General features: G+C 48.0%; 21 protein-coding genes. 11 read left to right on the plus strand and 10 right to left on the minus strand.

Features of this window, described 5'->3' with window-relative positions; genetic code table 11:
• Positions 1–51: 51 nt before the first annotated feature.
• Entirely contained in the window at positions 52–1,038 is a 987-nt protein-coding gene (locus GCE9029_RS00720) for a zinc-dependent alcohol dehydrogenase family protein (protein WP_062660616.1), read from the plus strand.
• A 31-nt stretch (positions 1,039–1,069) separates the two neighbouring features.
• On the opposite strand, the gene GCE9029_RS00725 is transcribed toward GCE9029_RS00720, so the two are convergent.
• From GCE9029_RS00725 to GCE9029_RS00760, 8 genes are all read right to left on the minus strand, one after another.
• Positions 1,070–1,669: a DJ-1 family glyoxalase III gene (locus tag GCE9029_RS00725; protein ID WP_062660617.1), complete on the minus strand. Its 600-nt coding sequence runs from the start codon at positions 1,667–1,669 to the stop codon at positions 1,070–1,072.
• Positions 1,656–2,546: a 2-dehydropantoate 2-reductase gene (locus GCE9029_RS00730; protein WP_062660618.1), complete on the minus strand. Its 891-nt coding sequence runs from the start codon at positions 2,544–2,546 to the stop codon at positions 1,656–1,658. The genes GCE9029_RS00725 and GCE9029_RS00730 overlap by 14 nt, the downstream gene beginning before the upstream one ends.
• A 113-nt stretch (positions 2,547–2,659) precedes the next feature.
• Positions 2,660–3,445, minus strand: coding sequence for an outer membrane protein OmpK (locus GCE9029_RS00735; protein WP_062660619.1), 786 nt, complete (start codon positions 3,443–3,445; stop codon positions 2,660–2,662).
• 256 nt (positions 3,446–3,701) lie between these two features.
• A complete protein-coding gene (locus GCE9029_RS00740; RefSeq protein WP_062660620.1) occupies positions 3,702–5,096 on the minus strand; it encodes an AmpG family muropeptide MFS transporter in 1,395 nt (464 codons plus the stop codon).
• A 49-nt stretch (positions 5,097–5,145) separates the two neighbouring features.
• Positions 5,146–5,511 carry a hypothetical protein gene (locus GCE9029_RS00745; RefSeq protein WP_062660621.1) on the minus strand — a complete coding sequence of 122 codons (366 nt, stop codon included), beginning with the start codon at positions 5,509–5,511 and terminating at the stop codon, positions 5,146–5,148.
• A gap of 14 nt (positions 5,512–5,525) precedes the next feature.
• Complete coding sequence (locus GCE9029_RS00750; RefSeq protein WP_062660622.1) at positions 5,526–6,095, minus strand: peptidylprolyl isomerase; 570 nt, start codon at positions 6,093–6,095, stop codon at positions 5,526–5,528.
• On the minus strand, positions 6,095–6,667 hold the full coding sequence (locus GCE9029_RS00755; protein WP_062660623.1) for a YajG family lipoprotein: 573 nt from the start codon (positions 6,665–6,667) through the stop codon (positions 6,095–6,097). The genes GCE9029_RS00750 and GCE9029_RS00755 overlap by 1 nt, the downstream gene beginning before the upstream one ends.
• Before the next feature lie 3 nt (positions 6,668–6,670).
• Entirely contained in the window at positions 6,671–7,822 is a 1,152-nt protein-coding gene (locus GCE9029_RS00760) for a methyltransferase (RefSeq protein ID WP_062660624.1), read from the minus strand.
• 192 nt (positions 7,823–8,014) lie between these two features.
• Here GCE9029_RS00760 and bolA point away from each other — a divergent pair, with 192 nt between their 5' ends.
• The 10 genes from bolA to dinB all read left to right on the plus strand — a co-directional run bounded on the left by bolA (position 8,015) and on the right by dinB (position 17,276).
• Positions 8,015–8,338 carry a transcriptional regulator BolA gene (gene bolA, locus GCE9029_RS00765; protein WP_062660625.1) on the plus strand — a complete coding sequence of 108 codons (324 nt, stop codon included), beginning with the start codon at positions 8,015–8,017 and terminating at the stop codon, positions 8,336–8,338.
• A 487-nt stretch (positions 8,339–8,825) separates the two neighbouring features.
• The gene (locus GCE9029_RS00770; protein WP_062660626.1) at positions 8,826–10,166 is read left to right on the plus strand and encodes a Na(+)-translocating NADH-quinone reductase subunit A; all 1,341 of its coding nucleotides are present in this window, start codon (positions 8,826–8,828) and stop codon (positions 10,164–10,166) included.
• Between the two features lie 3 nt (positions 10,167–10,169).
• Positions 10,170–11,414, plus strand: coding sequence for an NADH:ubiquinone reductase (Na(+)-transporting) subunit B (locus tag GCE9029_RS00775; RefSeq protein ID WP_062660627.1), 1,245 nt, complete (start codon positions 10,170–10,172; stop codon positions 11,412–11,414).
• Entirely contained in the window at positions 11,401–12,183 is a 783-nt protein-coding gene (locus GCE9029_RS00780; protein ID WP_062660628.1) for a Na(+)-translocating NADH-quinone reductase subunit C, read from the plus strand. Before GCE9029_RS00775 ends, GCE9029_RS00780 begins: the two co-directional genes overlap by 14 nt.
• Positions 12,176–12,808: an NADH:ubiquinone reductase (Na(+)-transporting) subunit D gene (locus tag GCE9029_RS00785; RefSeq protein ID WP_062660629.1), complete on the plus strand. Its 633-nt coding sequence runs from the start codon at positions 12,176–12,178 to the stop codon at positions 12,806–12,808. Before GCE9029_RS00780 ends, GCE9029_RS00785 begins: the two co-directional genes overlap by 8 nt.
• 7 nt (positions 12,809–12,815) lie before the next feature.
• Positions 12,816–13,412, plus strand: coding sequence for an NADH:ubiquinone reductase (Na(+)-transporting) subunit E (nqrE, locus tag GCE9029_RS00790; protein ID WP_062660630.1), 597 nt, complete (start codon positions 12,816–12,818; stop codon positions 13,410–13,412).
• A gap of 31 nt (positions 13,413–13,443) precedes the next feature.
• Complete coding sequence (nqrF, locus tag GCE9029_RS00795; RefSeq protein WP_062660631.1) at positions 13,444–14,667, plus strand: NADH:ubiquinone reductase (Na(+)-transporting) subunit F; 1,224 nt, start codon at positions 13,444–13,446, stop codon at positions 14,665–14,667.
• 154 nt (positions 14,668–14,821) lie between these two features.
• Positions 14,822–15,838, plus strand: coding sequence for an FAD:protein FMN transferase (locus GCE9029_RS00800; RefSeq protein ID WP_062660632.1), 1,017 nt, complete (start codon positions 14,822–14,824; stop codon positions 15,836–15,838).
• Between the two features lie 10 nt (positions 15,839–15,848).
• Positions 15,849–16,070: a (Na+)-NQR maturation NqrM gene (gene nqrM, locus GCE9029_RS00805; RefSeq protein ID WP_002537052.1), complete on the plus strand. Its 222-nt coding sequence runs from the start codon at positions 15,849–15,851 to the stop codon at positions 16,068–16,070.
• A 147-nt stretch (positions 16,071–16,217) separates the two neighbouring features.
• Complete coding sequence (dinB, locus tag GCE9029_RS00810) at positions 16,218–17,276, plus strand: DNA polymerase IV (RefSeq protein ID WP_062660633.1); 1,059 nt, start codon at positions 16,218–16,220, stop codon at positions 17,274–17,276.
• Positions 17,277–17,334: 58 nt separating this feature from the next.
• On the opposite strand, the gene GCE9029_RS00815 is transcribed toward dinB, so the two are convergent.
• On the minus strand, positions 17,335–18,795 hold the full coding sequence (locus GCE9029_RS00815; RefSeq protein ID WP_062660634.1) for an aminoacyl-histidine dipeptidase: 1,461 nt from the start codon (positions 18,793–18,795) through the stop codon (positions 17,335–17,337).
• A gap of 187 nt (positions 18,796–18,982) precedes the next feature.
• Positions 18,983–20,623: a methyl-accepting chemotaxis protein gene (locus tag GCE9029_RS00820; RefSeq protein WP_062660635.1), complete on the minus strand. Its 1,641-nt coding sequence runs from the start codon at positions 20,621–20,623 to the stop codon at positions 18,983–18,985.
• Positions 20,624–20,805 lie beyond the last annotated feature (182 nt).

Consider the following 20,805-nt stretch of genomic DNA (forward strand, 5'->3'; position numbering starts at 1 on the left):
TTCATTGCGATAAAGTTATCGCATATTAACGAATAACGGAGTTAGCCCTCAATGAAAGCAATGATCCTTAACCAGTATAGCGAGAATGCAACGTTCCAAATGGTGGATATCGAACAACCGGCGGTTAAACCCGGGCATGTTTTGGTGCGTGTGTCTGCCAGCAGCGTGAACACAGTGGACACCATGATTAAAAACATGGGCGAACAATTGCCATTGTCTCCTGCATTACCTGCAGTACTGGGCATGGACTTTGCGGGCACTGTTGAAGCAGTAGGTGAAGGTGTAACGGCATTTGTTCCAGGCGATGAAGTCTACGGCTGTGCGGGTGGATTGGCGGATCTACAAGGCTCATTGGCAGATTTTATGCTGGCAGATGAAAACTTGGTGTCGAAAAAACCTTCAACGCTTTCAATGCGCGAAGCAGCGGCGTTACCACTGGTGGGGATTACAGCTTATGAGGGGCTGGTTCGCGCCAACGTTAAAGCTGGACAGAAAGTGCTGGTTCATGGTGGGACAGGTGGTGTTGGACATGTCGCTGTTCAGGTGGCAAAACAAATGGGCGCAGAAGTTTACGCGACCATCTCAAGCGATGCTCAAGCTGAGATTGTGAAAAGCTATGGCGCGACGCCTATCAACTATCGCGAAGAAAGCGTGGCAGATTATGTGGCGAAGTACACGAATGGTGCTGGCTTTGACGTGGTATACGACTCTGTTGGCGCGGCAAACATGCTGAATTCTTTTGAAGCGGCAGCACTGAATGGTCAGGTGGTTACAACGGTCTCTATGCTAGAACTTGATTTAACTCTGGCCCACTTCAAAGGTCTTTCGATTCACGTTGTCTTTATGCTCATTCCTATGTTGCACAACATGAAACGCGAAGAGCATCAGCAAATTCTTTCTGCATTGGCGGAAATTGCAGATGCTGGAGACTTAAAACCGCTTTTGGATGAAAATCGCTATTCACTTGAGCAAGTGGGTGAAGCTTACGGGCGTTTAACCAGCGGGCAAGCAATAGGTAAAGTGGTTGTAGAAGGGTGATAGAAAGAGCAGCCAAAAGGCTGCTCTTTCATTAGGTAAATTTCTTCTCGTAGTGAAGATTGGGAATAATCACCATAGGCTCTACGACTTCGCGGGCTTTGTCTTTGCCTGCCAGCAAGTAGACAATCTCAACAGCGAATTCGAGAGCGGTGCCTGGTCCTTGACTGGTGATAAGCTTGTGGTCGTGGTCGGTAAACACACGTCGACTGTTTTGCTTATCAGCTGGAATGTGGTCTATAAACGCAGGATGACAGGTTTTGTAGGCGTCTGGGAAGAGTTGATTCTTTTCAATCACCAGTGCAGGAGCCGCGCAGATTGCCGCCACCCATTTCTGATCGCACTGCTGCTGTTTAATCATTTCAACAACCAGTGCGCTTTCTCCCAGTGCTTTTGCGCCATCGACGCCACCTGGCACAACAATACAGTCAAATTCTTCATCGGCGACCTTGACCAAGGGAACATCTGCAGTCAACTTAACGCCGCGAGAGCACGTCAGGGTCAACTCGCCGTTTTCTGCAGCACTCGCTGTTGTCACTTTAAATCCAGCTCGTACCATGACATCAATAACTGTCACAGCTTCCATTTCTTCTGTGCCTTGGGCAAGGCACACCAATACGCTAGGCGTCGTCATAGGATTGCTCCAAATTCTTGATAGCTTGATACAGCGCCCGGTTTTCCGGTACCGCTATATCGTGTGATTCTGCTCGGCTGATCAGGTAGCCGGTAATAAATTCTATTTCCGAGTGACGTTTGAAGTGCACGTCGCGGTTCATTGAGGAATGGTTTTTTGCTGTGGCCTTCGCTACCTGCAATGCCCGTTTTAATACTTCACTTGGCGCCGTGATTAATCCTTCGGCCTGCATCACTCGGGCTATTTCTTCACTTAACGTGTTGAGTTGACCTTGCAGGCCGTCAGAGAGTAGCTCGCCATTCTGACACTGACGAAGCGCAGTGATGGGGTTGATCATACAATTGACAGCCAGTTTCTGCCAAAGTGCTGTCTGAATTTCCTGCTCCCAATAGGCGTTGGGTAGAGCATGGTTGAAAACCTCAGCAAGAAAGTCGCATTGTTCACCGGTGGCATTTGCACCACCTAGGCGTGTCTCTCCAATGCCAGTGTGTCGTAGTACTGATGGGGAAAGTTTCAGAGCGCCATGGGAGGTTGTCGCAAGTACTAAAGGATTATTGGTCAATGCTTGAAGAACTTCATTGGCCGTTCCCATACCGTTATGCATTAAAACCACGGGTGTATCCGGGTGAAGATGAGACTTAACAGCACTGATAGCGTCTATGACTTGGAAGGCTTTGACGCAAACGACAAGGCAATCGCTATCTTCAACCAAAGAGGGTCGGTTAGCAGAGAAGGTTTGCGGTTTTTGGTGCTCAAATCCCAGTGTTATCTGAGACTCCTCTTTGCGTGTAACAAAGTGAACCTGATGGCCAGCTTCAAGCAGTTTTAGTCCCCACAATGCGCCGACCGCACCGGCACCGACAAGCGTAAAACGCATGCTTCATCCTTCTTTATTAATCGATTGGAAGCATACCATTGTTGTGACAGGAGCCGAATGCTGAAAAACTAAAAGGCAGCCATTTGGCTGCCTTTCCACAACTAGCATCTATATTACAGGTGCATACCAATGCGGAAGATAACTGCGTCACCGTATCCGTCAACACTCAGTTTGTTGTAGAAGTAGCGGTACGTTAGACCAGTGTAAACTGATTCAGTGATGTCGTACCACAGGCTTACACCACCATTGTGACCGATTTTACCGTACTGAAGTGCCGCGTAATCGTCGTTACGGTCGAACTCGATTTCATGCCAATTTGTAACCATCATTGGCTGACCAGCGATCTCGAAGTTGTACATTGCAGTCCAACCTGCCATGTAACCGTTGAAACCAGAAGCATTTGTGTAGCTTTCTAGCTTGCCTTCTGCATTGTACTTTTCACCAGTGTTGTCGATAGACAGGTCGTGAACACCAATAAATGGATTGAATGACCAGCCTTCACCATTCAGGCCAAGGTAACCAAAGCCTAGAACACGGTTTTGCTCGTTAGTGAATTTGTTGTCCTTAAGATCGTAAACCTGACCGTAAAGGGTCACTTCATCAACAATTTTGTAGTGAGCTGTGAATTTTGCTGCTTGGCTGCGGCTGTCTGAAGCTTGATCTAGTTTCTCGTACTCATAGAAGCCGTAAACTTGACCCCAATCGAAACCTGCACCAGCTTCAGCACCAATAGTTACATGCTCGTCACGAGTATTTTCAACGCCACCGAACTTGTCGTCACCGTTAGTCCATTTCAGGTAGTCTGCATATACGTTTGCAAAACCGTAATGATATTCCGCTTGAGCTGGAACAGCTGCAGCTGCTGCCAGAACGCTAAGTGCTACTACTGATTTACGCATCTTTTGTTCTCTTTACACCGTCAGAAAAGAAATGGCAAAGACACCTGTTGGTTGGACCTCCGCCGTAACGAGCGCCATTCTATGGGAAAGTTCAAAAAAGAAAATGCAATGAAATAGCAATCGTTTGCCAATTGTGATTCAGATCTCGTTGAAAAGGATTACATTCGAGATATGTGTTTCAAAAGATGATCACGTAAGCGCTTTAAACAGGAATGACGAGAATAATCCGCGACATTTGTCGCGGATTAAACGCAGATTAGGCGGTTTTCTGCATGTCTTGCAGCTTCTTAAAGTGTTTTCTGAGCCCTACTATCATTGCAAGGCTTGGGATGACCATGATGGTGGTGAGAATGAAGAAGAAGGACCAAGGGTCAAGCCAGCTGACCTTGTGAATCCAATCAAACTGCTCAATCCAATCGACAAGGGAACCACTGAATGAGGAGAGGGTTGTCCTGCCAAGGTTGCCGAGAGAGGCCAGCAAGGCATATTGCGTCGCTGAGAAAGCCCGCCCTGTGAGGAAGGTTAGGAAAGACACAAACGCAATCGTTGCGAACGCACTGGTAAAGTTATCTACGATGATTGTCGCGAGAAAGAGGTTTTCATTCGGCCCAACATGCGCCATCAGGGCAAACATCAGGTTACTGGCGGCCATAGCAATACCACCAATCAGCAGTCCTTTTACAACCCCGAAACGCACATTAATAGCACTACCAATCAAGGTAAATACGACAGTGGCTCCCCAACCAATCAGTTTAGAGTAGTGACCAATTTGTTCATTGTTGAAACCGACTTCCTTATAAAACACAATCGACATGCGACCTAGAAAGGCTTCACCGATCTTGAACAAGAAGACAAAGAGGAGGAGGGTGAGTGCGACTTTCACACCATTGCGTCGGAAGAATTCAGCAAATGGCTCAACGATGGTGACGGAAAACCATATCAGAACGCTGCTCTCGCCTTGGTTCAGACGTTTGGCGTAACGGGATTCAGCTTCGGCCTGCAATTTGTCGCGTTGAGAGTCTGGCTCACCAACGAACAGGGTGAAAAAGATGAGAAGCCCAATGAAGGCTGCCATGCCATAGTAAACGCCATTCCAGCCAATCGAGTCGGCATTGATGAAAGCGAAATAGCCCGGGAGGCTGTAGCCTGTCCACCAACCAATGACTGCCATTGCCGCCGCCTGAGGCATTTTGGACTTTTCCTCCTCCCCAAAACTGTCGATACGGAATGCATCTACCGCAATATCCTGAGTGGCAGAAGCCAGCGCAATGGTGAAGGCGAGGACTGAGGTCAGCCAAAGGTTGAATGATGGGTCAGTATTGGCGATAAAAAGTGTACAGATCAGCATGATGACCTGCATCAGAAGAATCCAGCTTCGGCGTTGACCTAACGTGCGGTGAAGTAAGGGAAGTTTCACACGGTCAATCAGTGGCGCCCACATCCAGTTGATTGCATAAACTGCGAAAATTGAACCGAATAAGCCAATGGCCGTTCTGGTAAGGCCCGCATCCTTGAGCCAACCAGACATGTTTGAGCCAATAAGAAGCCATGGAAAGCCACTTGCGCAGCCCAACATGAAAACCCAAAGAAGCCGGCGGTCAAGGTAGCTGTTTAGTGTCTCTCGCCAGGTTGGGTGAGAAGATGGGGACATGGATTTACGTCCTTGTTATGTGCATAGGGTAGGATCATGCTACCGTGCTTCAAGGACGAATGCCACGCGCAAAGCGGGGCAATTTTCCCTTATTGATCAGATAACAAGCACATTCTTTGAGACGTTGGTTCACAAATCTATTGCCACGTAATTCATCTTCGCGGCGGGATTCGATCAGATAGAGTAAATACCAGTAAACGGACTCGTAATCGTCTTCCGGTGGACCACCGGATATGGATAGCTGCCACCATTCCAAAAATTGGTCACGGCACGAGGCTTTTAGATTTTCATAAGGAGCTTGCTGCAGAATGTAACGAATGACGTCTGCAGCAAACGCCGGAGCATGTTGTCGTACATGTTCTCCGGCAAGCTCATCATTTTTTTGTTCGGGATTGTCTGCAACGAGTTTTAGCATTCCCTTTCAACCTGTTACTTATTGGTAATGAGAATCTTCTCGATAAGTATAGGTTGTTGAGGAACATCACGCATGCGAGTTTCAGGGATTGTGACGGTTTTAACCTTTGCCATCTTTTCAACAGTATTAAAGCCTTCAATGACTTTACCAAAAACGGTGTAGCCATATTTATAGCTGCTGCCGTCTAAATTGCTGTTGTTTTGAAGGTTAATGTAGAACTGACGGGTCGCTGAATCCGGAGCCTGGCGTCTTGCCATCGCAATCGTTCCACGTTCGTTACCCAGTCCATTTTTAGATTCGTTCACCACTTCGCCATAGGTGTTTGGACGTGGTTTGAACGAAGCATCATAACCACCGCCCTGAGCAACAAACCCAGGAATGACACGGTGGAACTGGGTGCCTACGTAGCTTCCATCCTCAACGTACTTGAGGAAGTTCTCAACGCTTTTAGGGGCTTTTTCCGGGTAAAGCTCAAGTTTGAAGTCACCCACGCTGGTTTCAACGCTGACAACTGGATTCGCTGCCATCGCGTTGGCTGCAAACAGTGTGGCAGCGACTAGTGCTGTTTTAAATACGGCTTTCATTAGAAGTTCTCATTCATGAATGTCATCAGCTGCTGGTCACGAGCAATGTCCTGAAGCACGGCTTCGAGCAGGCTATTCAGGGCCATTTCCATATCTTCAACCGACGCGCTGGTGGAACCTTCTGTGGTCGACTTACCCGTATAGCGTTTTACGAACTTGCTCTGGCCATTATCCGCAACCAATTGAATTTGAACATTGGTGTTCATCGTGTGAGAGAAAACGCTATGTTCTACTTTCACCAACGCATCAAGCAGGTCCATGCGCAGCTTGCCTTTGCTGTCTGCAACGACTTTGTAGCCCTGAGAATTCAACTGACGGATAAGGGCATCTTCCAATACGACGCGAACGTTGGAAGTCGCTTGGATTGGTTGAACGTTCTTACGGCCATTATCAACAACAGCAACAAATTGTGCGGTGCGCAGGTCGCGGCTTTCCACCGTAACAGGTTTACTTTGCGCAACTGGCACAGATGAGATGGCTGGTTGAGGAGCAATCGTCATCTGAGGTTCGCGGGGTGACGAGCAAGCACTCAGGCCCAGTACCAGTCCGGAAACAAGCAGAAGTTTTTTCATGAGTTAACGCATCCCTTTAGAGTCAGGCTGTTTATAAGCTTCGACAATAACAAACTTACGGTTAGAAGCAATGACTTGCGCATTGCCAAAAAGACGTTTCAATTTAGCATGATAGCCGAGGTGACGGTTACCAATCACTACAATACGTCCCTTGGGTTCAAGAACCTGTCTGGCGTCACAAAACATTTGCCAGGCAATGTGGTCTGTCACGGTATTCAGTTGATGGAATGGCGGGTTGCAAAGCACCATATCGGCACTGTTTGAAGGGAAACCGTCCAGACAGTTATTTACCCGGCATTCTACGCGTTCTGCTGTAATACCATGATTAAGCAGGTTTGCGGATGCTGAAGCCACCGCCATGTGACTTTCGTCCACAGCTGTCACTTTTGCTTGAGGGTTACGACGCGCAGCCTCAACAGAAAGGACTCCATTTCCACAACCCAAATCGATGATGTGCCCAATGCTCTCATCACTTGGTATGTGCTCGAGCATCAAATAGGCGGCAATATCCAGACTTTCTGAAGAAAACACATTGGCATGGTTTTGCAGCGTCATTTTGTAATCGGCAACGTCAAAAGACGTCGTTTCAGCAGGCGCCGACTCGAGCTGCTTTTCTTTCTGACAGAAAATCAATCGTGCTTTTTTCTTTGCCAGTGAGGTATGGGTACTACCAAGGTGTTTTTCAAACAGCTTAAGTGTTGATGTGTGGATGTCTTTGGCTTTTGCACCCGCTAATACTTGAACGTTCATCCGCGCAGAATGTGAAATCTGCTGGAGTTGCCAAACCAGAAAACGGGTATATTTTGGCAGCTTCATCACGATGATATCGGCATCTACCGGCAGGGGCGCTAAAGATGAAATGATATCGACGCCTTCAAGGTTATTATCTTTGAGGTTCTGATCGGTGCTTAACTGGGCTAAATGGGAGTCGCTCACCATGGTGACACGATATCCTTTCTGAATTGCCCAGCAGCTCAATGCCCCAAAACCATCATTGAAAATCAGGATGTGCGCGTTATCTGGTAACACACTGTTCTCAAGTTCCTCGATCAGGTATTCATCTGCTGCATCCCATGCCTGCAGGGTTTCATTCTTCTGAATAGGATGACGGTGGAGTGTGAACGTCTGTCCAGCAATGTCTAACGTGGTTTTCATGGCGTGTATCAGCTAGAGATAATCGAGTATATTGTCGCAGATAATATAACGAAACGGCTTGGGATGGAGAGAGAATTAGGTATATGCCCAAGCAATTTTGGGTATACATACCCGTCAATTTTTAACTTTTGAAGACAAAAAGTTCGTAGACACGACCTATTTTGAAATTTGCGTCTAAAGTCAGAGGGAAGAATGAAAGTTCAGCAGAAAATTGAGCATAAGCTCAACACCGCATTTTCACCGGTGCATTTGGATGTAAAAAACGAAAGTTACATGCATAACGTCCCTGAAGGCTCAGAAAGTCACTTTAAAGTGACTGTGGTCAGTGAACAGTTTGAAGGGCAACGCCTTATCGCTAGGCACCGTGCGGTAAACCAGACCCTGAGTGAAGAATTGCAAAATGATATCCATGCACTTGCAATTCATACTTATACTGAAGAAGAGTGGCGCGAATTAAATGGTCAAGCACCTGTCTCCCCGCCATGTCACGGTGGTTCGGTTTTAGACGCCGAATAGACCAATAAGTAAGGGCTGTTTCAAACAGCCCTTTTAGCGCAGCAAGGAAAACCACTGGATTCCAAGCGTTAAAGTCAGGACTGAAATCGTCCCAAAATGTGAGCAAATGTTAAAAAACATGGGTGTATTAACCTGTTCAGTTTGACGACAGGTCTATGTGCGAGATGTTGGTTTTGTAACAATTAATCCACATCACGTTTGCACCACAAATTGTGCACCGGCTCATACTTATCGCTTACAATTGAGCATAGTTTGTTCAGTTGCCGAAAATTCAGGGTGTATCACGGTGATTGCCGTGGAATAGCGACTTTGGTTGATGATAGAATCCACCGCTTGAAAACTGACCCCATGCCTTGAGTTGTTGCGGGTTGGTGATGAGGAAGTTGCGGAAGGTGAGCGTATGAATCGCTCAGCTAGACAGTGGAAAGTCGTGTATTAAACTGCGCAATAACAGAATTTTTTTCCCGTTAATGTAGTGCAAGTGCGTATGATTACAATAAAAAAGGGTCTGGATATCCCAATTGCCGGGACTCCAGCTCAGGTGATAAATGATGGCCCGGCCATCAAAAAAGTCGCCTTGCTTGGCGAAGAGTACGTTGGCATGCGTCCAACGATGCATGTTCGTGTTGGGGATGTAGTGAAAAAAGGTCAGGTTCTTTTTGAAGACAAAAAGAATTTAGGCGTTAAATTTACTGCTCCTGCAGCTGGTACTGTGGTTGAAGTTAACCGCGGTGCAAAACGTGTTCTTCAGTCTGTTGTCATCGAAGTAGAAGGCAACGAGCAAGTCACTTTCAATAAATACGAAGCGTCTGATATCGCAGGCCTGGATCGTCAAGTGGTCGTAGACCAACTTGTTGAGTCTGGCATGTGGACTGCGCTGCGTACCCGCCCATTCAGCAAAACACCAGCGGTTGACGCAAGTCCAGCAGCTGTATTTGTAACAGCAATGGACTCAAACCCTCTGGCTGCAAACCCAGAGCTGGTCATTAATGAGCAGCAAGACGCGTTTGTAGCAGGTCTGGACGTGGTTTCACGCCTGACTGACGGCAAGGTGTTTGTGTGTAAAGGCGAATCCAGCCTGCCGCGCAGTAACCAATCCAATGTAGAAGAGCAAGTGTTTAACGGTCCTCACCCAGCAGGTCTGGTTGGTACCCACATTCACTACCTTCGCCCTGTTGGTATGGACGTGCAGGTATGGCACCTGAACTATCAAGACGTTATCGCTTTCGGTAAGCTTTTCCTAACGGGTGAAGTTTATACAGATCGCGTCGTTTCACTGGCAGGTCCGGTTGTTAACAACCCTCGTCTCATCCGCACTCAAGTCGGTGCTTCCATTTCAGACATCACTGACAATGAGTTGATGCCTGGTGAAATCCGTCTCATTTCTGGCTCCGTACTAAGTGGTACGAACGCTGGTGGTGTTCACGGTTACCTCGGTCGCTATCACCTTCAGGTGAGTGCGCTTCGTGAAGGTCGTGAAAAAGAACTGTTTGGCTGGATTACTCCAGGTAAAAACAAGTTCTCCGTTACCCGCGCATATTTAAGCCAGTTCTTTAAAGGCCAGCTGTTCAACATGACCACTACCACAAACGGTAGTGAGCGCTCGATGGTGCCAATCGGCAACTATGAGCGTGTGATGCCTCTGGACATCGAGCCGACTCTGCTGCTGCGTGATATCTGTGCAGGTGACCTGGACAGCATGTCTCAGCTGGGCGCACTAGAACTGGATCCTGAAGATCTTGCTCTGTGTACTTTTGTTTGCCCTGGCAAGTACGATTTTGGCCCTATGCTCCGCGAGTGCCTGGATCAAATTGAGAAGGAAGGGTAAGCAATGAGCCTGAAGAATTATCTTGAAGATATCGAGCATCACTTCGAGCCGGGTGGCAAACATGAGAAATGGTTCGCACTGTACGAAGCAGTAGCAACTGTTCTTTACACCCCGGGCCTTGTGACCAAACGTGGTGCACACGTTCGTGACAGCATCGACCTGAAACGTATCATGATCATGGTGTGGATGGCTGTATTCCCTGCCATGTTCTTCGGTATGTACAACGCTGGTAACCAAGCCATCATGGCGCTGAACTCAATGTACAGCGGCGAGCAACTGGCAGCAGTTATCGACGGCAACTGGCACTACTGGCTAACTGAAATGCTGGGCGGCACGCTTTCTGCTGAAGCGGGCTGGGGCAGCATGATGCTACTGGGTGCGACATACTTCCTGCCAATCTACGCAACGGTATTTATCGTTGGTGGTTTCTGGGAAGTACTGTTCTGTATGGTCCGTAAACATGAAGTGAACGAAGGCTTCTTCGTAACATCTATTCTGTTTGCTTTGATTGTTCCACCTACACTTCCTCTTTGGCAAGCAGCACTGGGTATTACCTTCGGCGTTGTTGTAGCAAAAGAAATCTTCGGTGGTACTGGTCGTAACTTCCTGAACCCTGCGCTGGCTGGCCGTGCGTTCCTGTTCTTTGCATACCCTGCACAGATTTCAGGTGACCTGGTTTGGACTGCAGCCGACGGTTACTCAGGTGCGACAGCGCTGAGCCAGTGGGCTCAAGGCGGTCAAGGTGCGCTGGTAAACAACATCACTGGCCAAGCAACCTCTTGGATGGATGCATTCATTGGTAACATCCCTGGCTCTATCGGTGAAGTGTCAACGCTGGCAATCTTCATTGGTGGTGCGATGATCGTAGCGATGCGAATTGCATCTTGGCGTATCATTCTGGGTACCATGATTGGTCTGGTAGCAACAGCAACTCTGTTCAACATCATCGGTTCTGACACTAACCCAATGTTCAGCATGCCATGGCATTGGCACCTGGTTCTGGGTGGTTTCGCGTTCGGTATGATGTTCATGGCAACTGACCCGGTTTCCGCGTCGTTCACCAACAAAGCAAAATGGTGGTACGGCATCCTGATCGGTGCGATGGCAGTAATGATTCGTGTGGTTAACCCAGCGTACCCAGAGGGTATGATGCTGGCTATCCTGTTCGCGAACCTGTTTGCGCCGCTGTTCGACAACCTGGTAATCCAGGGCAACATCAAACGGAGACTGGCTCGTGTCAAGCAATAACGATAGCATTAAAAAAACGCTGACCGTAGTTATCGCGCTGAGCCTGGTGTGTTCAGTTGTGGTTTCTTTCGCGGCTGTTTCTCTGCGCCCTCTGCAAGAGAAAAATGCCGTGCTGGACGTACAGCGCAACATCCTTTCTGTTGCTGGTATCGATGCGAACGGCAACATCACTGGAACCTTTGATAAGTTCATCGAACCACGTCTGGTTGACCTGAAGACAGGTGACCTTGTTGGTACCGTTGAAGAAGCGAAGGCTTTTGACCAACGCATTGCAGCGTCTGACCCATCTCAGTCAGTTAAACTGACCGCAGACAAAGATATCGCCAAGATTGGCCGCCTGTCTGACATCGCCAAGGTTTACCTGGTGAAAGACGATGCAGGTCAAACTGAGCGTCTGATCGTGCCAGTACATGGCAGTGGTCTGTGGGGCATGATGTATGCTTTCGTTGCACTGGACACTGACGGCAAAACCGTTTCTGACATCGCCTACTACCAGCATGGTGAAACTCCGGGTCTGGGTGGCGAAGTTGAAAACCCACGCTGGCGTGCACAGTTCGAAGGCAAACTGCTGTTTGATGACAAAGGCACACCTGCGCTGAAAGTTGTTAAAGGCGGTGCTCAACCTGGAGATGTTTACGGTGTAGACGGTCTGTCAGGTGCAACTCTGACTTCAAACGGTGTACAGCACACCTTTGACTTCTGGTTTGGTGACAACGGCTTTGGCCCATTCCTGAAGAAAGTTCAACAGGGAGAGCTGATCAATGGCTGATTCTAAAGAACTGAAAAAGAATCTTTGGTCTCCGGTACTAGACAACAACCCAATTGCCCTTCAGGTACTGGGTGTGTGTTCTGCACTGGCAGTTACCACCAAGCTGGAAACGGCGTTTGTAATGACTATTGCGGTAGTATTCGTAACGGCATTCTCGAACCTGTTCGTCTCGCTTATTCGCAACCACATTCCAAACTCTGTACGTATCATCGTTCAGATGGCGATCATCGCATCGCTGGTAATCGTGGTAGACCAGATCCTGAAAGCATATGTTTACGACATCTCTAAGCAGCTGTCTGTATTCGTTGGCCTGATCATCACCAACTGTATCGTTATGGGTCGTGCAGAAGCGTACGCGATGAAGTCGCCGCCACTGCCATCATTCATCGACGGTATCGGTAACGGTCTGGGTTATGGTTTCGTACTGATCTCTGTTGGTTTCTTCCGCGAACTGCTGGGCTCAGGCAAGCTGTTCGGCGTATCAATCCTGCCTCTGACCTCAGAAGGCGGTTGGTACCAGCCAAACGGTCTGATGCTTCTGGCCCCATCAGCGTTCTTCCTGATCGGCTTCCTGATCTGGGTTGTGCGTTACTTCAAACCTGAACAAGTAGAAGCGAAGGAGTAAGGACGTAATGGAACATTACATTAGTCTGCTGGTTCGTTCGATTTTCATCGAAAACCTAGCACTGTCTTTCTTCCTGGGTATGTGTACTTTCCTGGCAGTGTCCAAGAAAGTTAAAACCTCTTTCGGTCTGGGTGTTGCGGTAATCGTAGTACTGTCTGTGGCCGTTCCGGTTAACAACCTGATTTACAACCTGGTACTGAAAAACGGTGCGATTGTTGAAGGCGTGGACCTTAGCTTCCTGAACTTCATCACTTTCATCGGCGTTATCGCGGCACTGGTACAGATCCTGGAAATGGTTCTGGACCGCTTCTTCCCGCCGCTATACAACGCACTGGGTATCTTCCTACCGCTGATCACAGTGAACTGTGCAATCTTCGGTGGCGTATCTTTCATGGTTCAACGTGACTACAACTTTGTGGAGTCTGTAGTTTACGGTTTCGGCTCTGGTGTGGGCTGGATGCTGGCAATTGTTGCGCTGGCGGGTATCCGTGAAAAGATGAAGTACTCTGACGTACCACCTGCACTTCGTGGTCTGGGTATTACCTTTATCACTGTAGGTCTGATGGCGTTAGGCTTTATGTCTTTCTCCGGTGTTCAACTGTAAGTCGGGTAAACCGCGAATTAAGGAATAGTCAATGGACATTATTCTTGGTGTAGTGATGTTTACTCTAATCGTACTGGCACTGGTACTGGTGATTCTTTTCGCCAAGTCCAAGCTGGTACCATCAGGTGACATCACGATCGCTGTAAACGGCGATCCAAGCCTTGCAATCACCACGCAGCCGGGCGGTAAGCTTCTGAGCGCGCTGGCGGGTGCAGGTGTATTCGTATCATCAGCTTGTGGTGGTGGTGGTTCATGTGGTCAGTGCCGCGTGAAAGTGAAATCAGGTGGTGGTGATATCCTGCCAACTGAACTTGACCACATCAGCAAAGGTGAAGCACGTGAAGGTGAGCGTCTGGCCTGTCAGGTAGCAATGAAAACTGACATGGACATCGAGCTCCCTGAAGAAATCTTCGGCGTGAAGAAGTGGGAATGTTCTGTTATCTCTAACGATAACAAAGCAACCTTTATCAAAGAGCTGAAGCTGCAAATTCCAGACGGCGAGTCAGTACCGTTCCGTGCGGGTGGTTACATCCAGATCGAAGCGCCTGCTCACCACGTTAAGTACGCAGATTACGATGTTCCAGAAGAATATCGTGAAGACTGGGAGAAGTTTAACCTGTTCCGTTACGAGTCCAAGGTTAACGAAGAAACCATCCGTGCGTACTCAATGGCTAACTACCCAGAAGAGTTTGGCATCATCATGCTGAACGTGCGTATTGCGACGCCGCCACCTAACAACCCAGACGTACCACCAGGCATCATGTCTTCGTACATCTGGTCCTTGAAAGAAGGCGACAAGTGTACGATCTCTGGTCCGTTCGGTGAGTTCTTCGCGAAAGACACTGATGCAGAAATGGTATTTGTGGGTGGTGGTGCAGGTATGGCACCAATGCGTTCACACATCTTCGATCAGCTCAAGCGTTTGAAGTCTAGCCGTAAGATGTCTTTCTGGTACGGTGCGCGTTCTAAGCGTGAAATGTTCTACGTAGAAGATTTCGATGGATTGGCAGCAGAAAACGAAAACTTCGTTTGGCACTGTGCTCTGTCTGATCCTATGCCAGAAGATAACTGGGATGGCTACACTGGCTTCATCCACAACGTGCTGTTCGAGAACTATCTGAAAGATCATGAAGCGCCAGAAGATTGTGAGTACTACATGTGTGGTCCTCCAATGATGAACGCTGCTGTGATCGGCATGCTGAAAGACCTGGGTGTTGAAGATGAAAACATCCTGCTGGATGACTTCGGTGGTTAATCGCCACGCAGTCTGAAAGAGATAATGGCTGGCCTTTGGGTCAGCCATTTTGCATCTAATCAGACAGAATCATTGTTTTCTGAAAGACTTTTAAAGCTCTCCAAAGTCGAAAGTGATTCTTTCTGATCCTTCTTTTAAACAACTGGATGATGTAATGAAAAAATTCCTGTTGTCAGTCGGTCTTATAATCAGTGCGTTACTGTTTTTATCCGGCTGCGAGCAAGCGCCTCAGCAAACACACATTACTGGCTCAACCATGGGCACCTACTACTCGGTGAAATACCTTGCTGATGGTAATGCTCCTGCATCCAATGATATTGAGGCAGAGATCGATGCTCGCCTTGAGTTGGTCAACGACCAGATGTCTACGTACCGCAAGGATTCTGAACTGAGTCTGTTTAACCAGCAAACAGGTAGCGAACCATTTACTGTGTCGAAAGATACGGCAAAAGTTGTCGTAGAGGCGATTCGTCTGAACACCCTGTCTGATGGCGCTCTTGATGTTACGGTTGGTCCATTGGTTAATCTTTGGGGTTTTGGTCCTGAAGGTCGTCCTGACCGCGTTCCAACTGACGAGCAGATTGCAGAACGCCGCGCAATGACAGGGATTGAGTTCCTCTCTGTAGATGGTAACAACCTGATCAAAACCAACCCGGGTCTGTATGTCGATTTGTCATCGATTGCTAAAGGTTTTGGTGTTGATGTAGTCGCAAACTATCTGGCGTCACTGGGCATTGATAACTACTTGGTTGAGATCGGTGGTGAGCTTCAACTGAAAGGTAAGAACGCTGAAGGGCAACCATGGCGTATCGCGATTGAAAAGCCTACATCAGAGCAGCAAACCGTACAGGAAATCATTGCACCGGGCGATATGGCAATTGCCACATCAGGTGACTATCGAAACTATTTTGAAGAAAATGGTGTTCGCTATTCGCACACGATCAACCCGGCAACTGCCAAGCCAATCAACCACCGTCTGGTGTCGGTAACTGTGCTTGATAAGTCTTGTATGACAGCGGATGGCCTATCCACGGCCTTTATGGTGATGGGCCCAGATGCGGCGCTTGCATTGGCTAACCAGGAAAATATTCCTGCATTTTTCATCGTAAAGACGGATAATGGATTTAACGAAGTCGCATCGGATGCGTTCAAACCATATCTAACACGTTAAAGGTAATAAGATGTCTGTGTATCTGATAACCTTCGCGGTATTCATTCTGGTTATTACTGGTATGTCTATTGGCTTCATTATTCAGCGCAAAACGATCAGCGGAAGCTGTGGTGGTTTGGGCGCAGTGGGTATCGAGAAAGAATGTGATTGCCCTGAACCATGTGATGCGCGCAAGAAGCGTGAAGCTCGGGCAGCGAAGACTGAAGAGTGGAAAAAGAACCAAATCATCTAAATTAAAAAAACCGCCGAGAGGCGGTTTTTTTATGACTTTTGAAAACTAAGGATTCTCTTTTCCTTGCTAGGTATTGTGAATTGTTAGATTGACAGAACAAGCAATTACTGTGTATATAAACAGTGTTTGGTTTGGACTAATGAGTTTATGAGAAAGATAATCCACGTCGACATGGATTGTTTTTACGCTGCAGTGGAAATGCGTGATAACCCCGCGCTGCGCGACATACCGCTTGCTATTGGTGGCTCTGAAAAGCGCCGCGGAGTGATATCGACCTGTAACTATATCGCCCGGAGGTTTGGCGTTCGCTCCGCGATGGCTACAGGTCATGCCTTGAAATTATGTCCAAACCTGACGGTAATTCGTGGTGACATGAATAAATACAAAAGTGTTTCCCGCCAAATTCGCGCTATCTTCGAACGCTACACCGACAAAATAGAACCCCTCTCTCTAGATGAAGCCTACCTGGATGTCAGTGAATGCTCACTTTTCCGCGGCTCCGCGACTATGATTGCTGATGATATCCGCCGTGCAATCCGCGAGGAGCTTGGCTTGACTGCCTCTGCGGGGATAGCACCTGTGAAGTTTGTTGCCAAGGTGGCGTCCGATCTTAACAAGCCTGACGGAATGTATGTGGTGACACCTGATGAAGTAGACTTGTTTGTTAAGTCTCTGGCGCTTGAGAAAATTCCGGGAGTTGGCAAAGTCACGCTGGCGAAGCTTCACGAGATGGGTTTGTATAAAGGCGAAGACGTTCAACAGTTTGATAAGAACGCTTTGCTCAAGCGTTTTGGTAAATTCGGACTATCTCTCTGGAAGCGTTGCCATGGCATTGATGAACGAAGTGTTGAGACCGAGCGAGTTAGAAAGTCTGTCGGCGTTGAGCGAACCTTGCCAGAGGACATTCAAACCGAAGCAGAATGCCTCGATGTTATGACTTCTCTTTTTGAAGAGATGGAAACCCGACTTAAACGCGTCTCGCCCAATATGGAAATTGTCCGACAGGGCATCAAGCTCAAGTTCTCTGACTTTCAACAGACTACTGTAGAACATCGCCAATGGCGTTATGACAATGCGATGTTTCCTGAGTTGCTGCGCGAGGCGCTGTCGCGACAGCAGGGAAGGGGAGTGCGACTGATTGGCTTATCTGTTGGTTTGAAATCTGAAGAGAAGAACCAACCTTCGCAACTCAGTTTTGAGTGGTAATGGTTTAGAAAGAGCCATGAATTGAAAAGAGCGCCAATTGGCGCTCTTTCTCTTTGGGTTATGCTTTTTCAGGAATGGCTTTTAGCATTGCCAACATTTGTTCCCAGAAAAGCCCTACTGTTGCAATTTCCACCTTCTCATCTGGTGAGTGCGGGAACTTGATTGTTGGGCCGAAGGAGATCATATCCATGTTTGGATACGGTTCCTTAAACAAGCCACACTCAAGACCCGCGTGGATCACCATGATGTCAGGAGCACGACCATAGATATCTTCATAGGTTTTTCTGAAAACATGCATGATTTCTGATTCTGGGTCTGGTTTCCAACCCGGGTACGCGCCAGAGAAAGCCACTTTGGCTCCAGCCAACTCACCAGTAGACTTCAACATGCTTTCTACATAGCTTCGGCCACTGTCTGCCAATGAGCGGATCAGGCAGAGTAGGGTCATCTTATCGTCTTCAGTCGTAATCACGCCAAGGTTAAGCGAGGTTTCAACCACACCCGGAATGTCATCGCTCATGCGAATCACACCGTTTGGACAGGCATTGATGGTGGCGATAATACGGCTTTGTACTGAAGGCTTCAGAGCTTGCTCGGAGAGCTCGGTATCAAGAACAGACAGTGCGATAGAGGTCTCTACAGCTCCCAGCTCTTCCTTCAGCAGAGATTCAAAATGACTGAACAGGTTCGCCAGCTTTTCTTCGTTGGCAGCTGGGACTGCAACATCTGCAAAAGCTTCGCGTGGGATGGCATTGCGAAGTGTACCGCCCCGAACTGAAAGCAAGCGAAGGCCCAATTCGTTCGCGTGACCTGCGAGAAAGCGGCCCAACAGCTTGTTAGCATTTGCACGGCCGGTGTGAATATCAACACCGGAGTGACCACCTTTCAGACCTTTAATCTGAAGCTTTTTACCGACGTAACCGCCGCCCAGGGTTTCGCGCTCCAAAGAGAATGCCAAAGAAGCATCCACGCCACCTGCACAACCCATGTAGATTTCGCCTTCTTGCTCAGAGTCGGTATTCAGGAGGATCTCACCTTCTAACCAACCTGCCTTCAGACCAAACGCGCCAGTCATACCCGCTTCTTCATCAATGGTCAGCAGAACTTCCAGTGGGCCATGTTCAATGTCTTTAGACGCAAGGACGGCAAGACATGTCGCCATACCCATACCGTTGTCTGCACCTAAAGTGGTGCCATCGGCGGTAACCCATTCCCCGTCAATGTAAGGACGGATAGGATCTGTCGTGAAGTCATGGTTCGTGTTTTCGTTTTTCTGCGGCACCATGTCGATATGTGCTTGTAGCACCACACCTTTACGATTTTCCATACCCGCCGTGGCTGGCTTTCTGATGATCACGTTGCCGATATCATCACGGGTGACAGAAAGGCCTTCACTGGTCGCCCAGTCAACAATGTACTGTGCCAGTTGCTCTTCATGCTTGGATGGGTGAGGGATAGAACAGATCTTATCGAAAAATTGCCACACAGGTTGTGGCGATAGTTGGCTGATTTCTGACACAGGCTTTCTCCAGAAAACTCGAATTAAAAAGGCATTTTACAAAGCCAAAACGGCTTCCGTAACCAAATAACATGCCATTCTCATATGCAAAAACGGCATGCCACTGGGGCATGCCGTCAAATTAACAGAATTTGTAACGTAAAAGTATGCTTTGTTAAAAGCATATCTCTGAATGGCGAGTGATAGCTTACATCTTGAACTGACCGATGGCACTTTTCAGCTGAACGCCGACTGCTGACAGAGCAAGACTCTGTTCCGTTAGGTCACGGCTTTGCTCAACGGTTTCCCGTCCTTTGCTAACGAGGTTGTGCAAATTAACGTTTATCTCCTCTGTTGCAGCAGCTGTTTGGCTACATGCAGAGGCAATCGACTGTGTTACGCCGGTGATGTCTCCCACCTTATCGTCAATGGCTGTTAGCGCTTGTAAGGTAAGTTGATTGTGCTCAGCTGTAGCCTCAGACAGGTTCTGGGTCTTACCAAGCTCGGTATTAAGGGATGAAGCTCGGTTTTGTAAAGAGGTGATGATATTTTCGATTTCATCCGTACTTTGTTGAGTGCGAATAGCCAGCGTTCTCACCTCATCGGCGACCACTGCAAATCCCCGTCCTTGATCGCCAGCTCGTGCTGCTTCAATAGCCGCATTCAATGCGAGTAGATTGGTTTGCTCAGCGATGGAACGAATCACGTCCAATACCTGACCGACATTTTTGGAGTCATCTGCCAGCATGTTTGCTTCGTTGGCTGCGCTTTGCAGGCTATCAACCATTCCCTGCATCTGATGATGCATATTGTTCACAACCTTCTGTCCTTGGTGACATTCATTCGCCGCCAACTGAGCTTCTTCTGCTGCGTGGGAAGCAGAAGATGCAATCTCTTGGTTGCTGGCAAGCAGTTCATTGACTGCCGCTGAAATGCTGTCGATTTCTGCGCTTTGCTGGTTTGCTAATTTTTCAGAATTCTCTGAAAGGCGCGCCATTTCGTCGGCGGATTTTGCCAGTGTGTCAGACACTGGGTTGATCTCTCCAACTATGCCGCGAATTTGATCGATGAAGCGGTTAAAGAAACGAGCTATCTGACTCAACTCATCGCGACCAGAAGATGAGAGTCTATGCGACAGATCTCCATCCCCGCTGGAGATGTCTTTCAGAGCCTTGGCAGTTTGGGCACTCGGTGCCACGATGGATTGACCAATAGCAGCGCTGATAAGCAGAACGACTCCGAGAATGACTACAACACATGTGACTAAGAACTTAAGCTCGGCAACAAACGTTGTCTTTACATCGTCGACATAAATGCCTGTTCCCAGAATCCAGCCCCAAGGTTCGAAAAGTTTTACGTAAGACGTTTTTTGAACTGGTATCTCTGAGCCGGGTTTACTCCAAAAATAATCGACGAAACCCGCACCGGAGCGTTTTGCTGTCGCTGCCATTTCCACAAACAGACGGTTGCCTGCCTTGTCTTCAAATTGGCTGAGATCCTGTCCATTCAACTTTGGTTTGATAGGGTGGAGGACCATGGCGGGTTTACTGTCATTGATCCAGAAATAGTTGTTCTGGTCATATCTAAGTGCAGCAATGGCATCCAACGCCGATTGCTTAGCTTCTTGCTCAGTCATCTCGCCATTCTTGTAGCGATTGTAATGGTGTTGAATCAACGAGTGCCCACTGTCTACAAGAACCTTGGTTTCGTCCTTTTTATATTCCATTAAAGTTTGGTAGTTGTGGCTGGCGAAAAGGTAGATGGGTATAACCATGGCGCTAAGTGTTATTGCGACGAGGATGAAAACGCGGTGGCGAATTTTGATATTACGGATAGCGTCAACAAGCATAAACGGACATTCCTATGTATATGAGACAACCGACATCCAGCGCATCTAACCCGTCGATGTGACTCGATGGTTGCACTGCACAATGATTCCATTCGGTGTCTTGTTTATTATTTGAATGTCCACTTTTTCAGCAAAGTGTTCGCTATTCAAGCGACAGAGGCTAAATAGCTGGATGTCATAAC

It is taken from the genome of Grimontia celer (assembly GCF_900055185.1).
Classification (GTDB): Bacteria; Pseudomonadota; Gammaproteobacteria; order Enterobacterales; family Vibrionaceae; genus Enterovibrio; species Enterovibrio celer.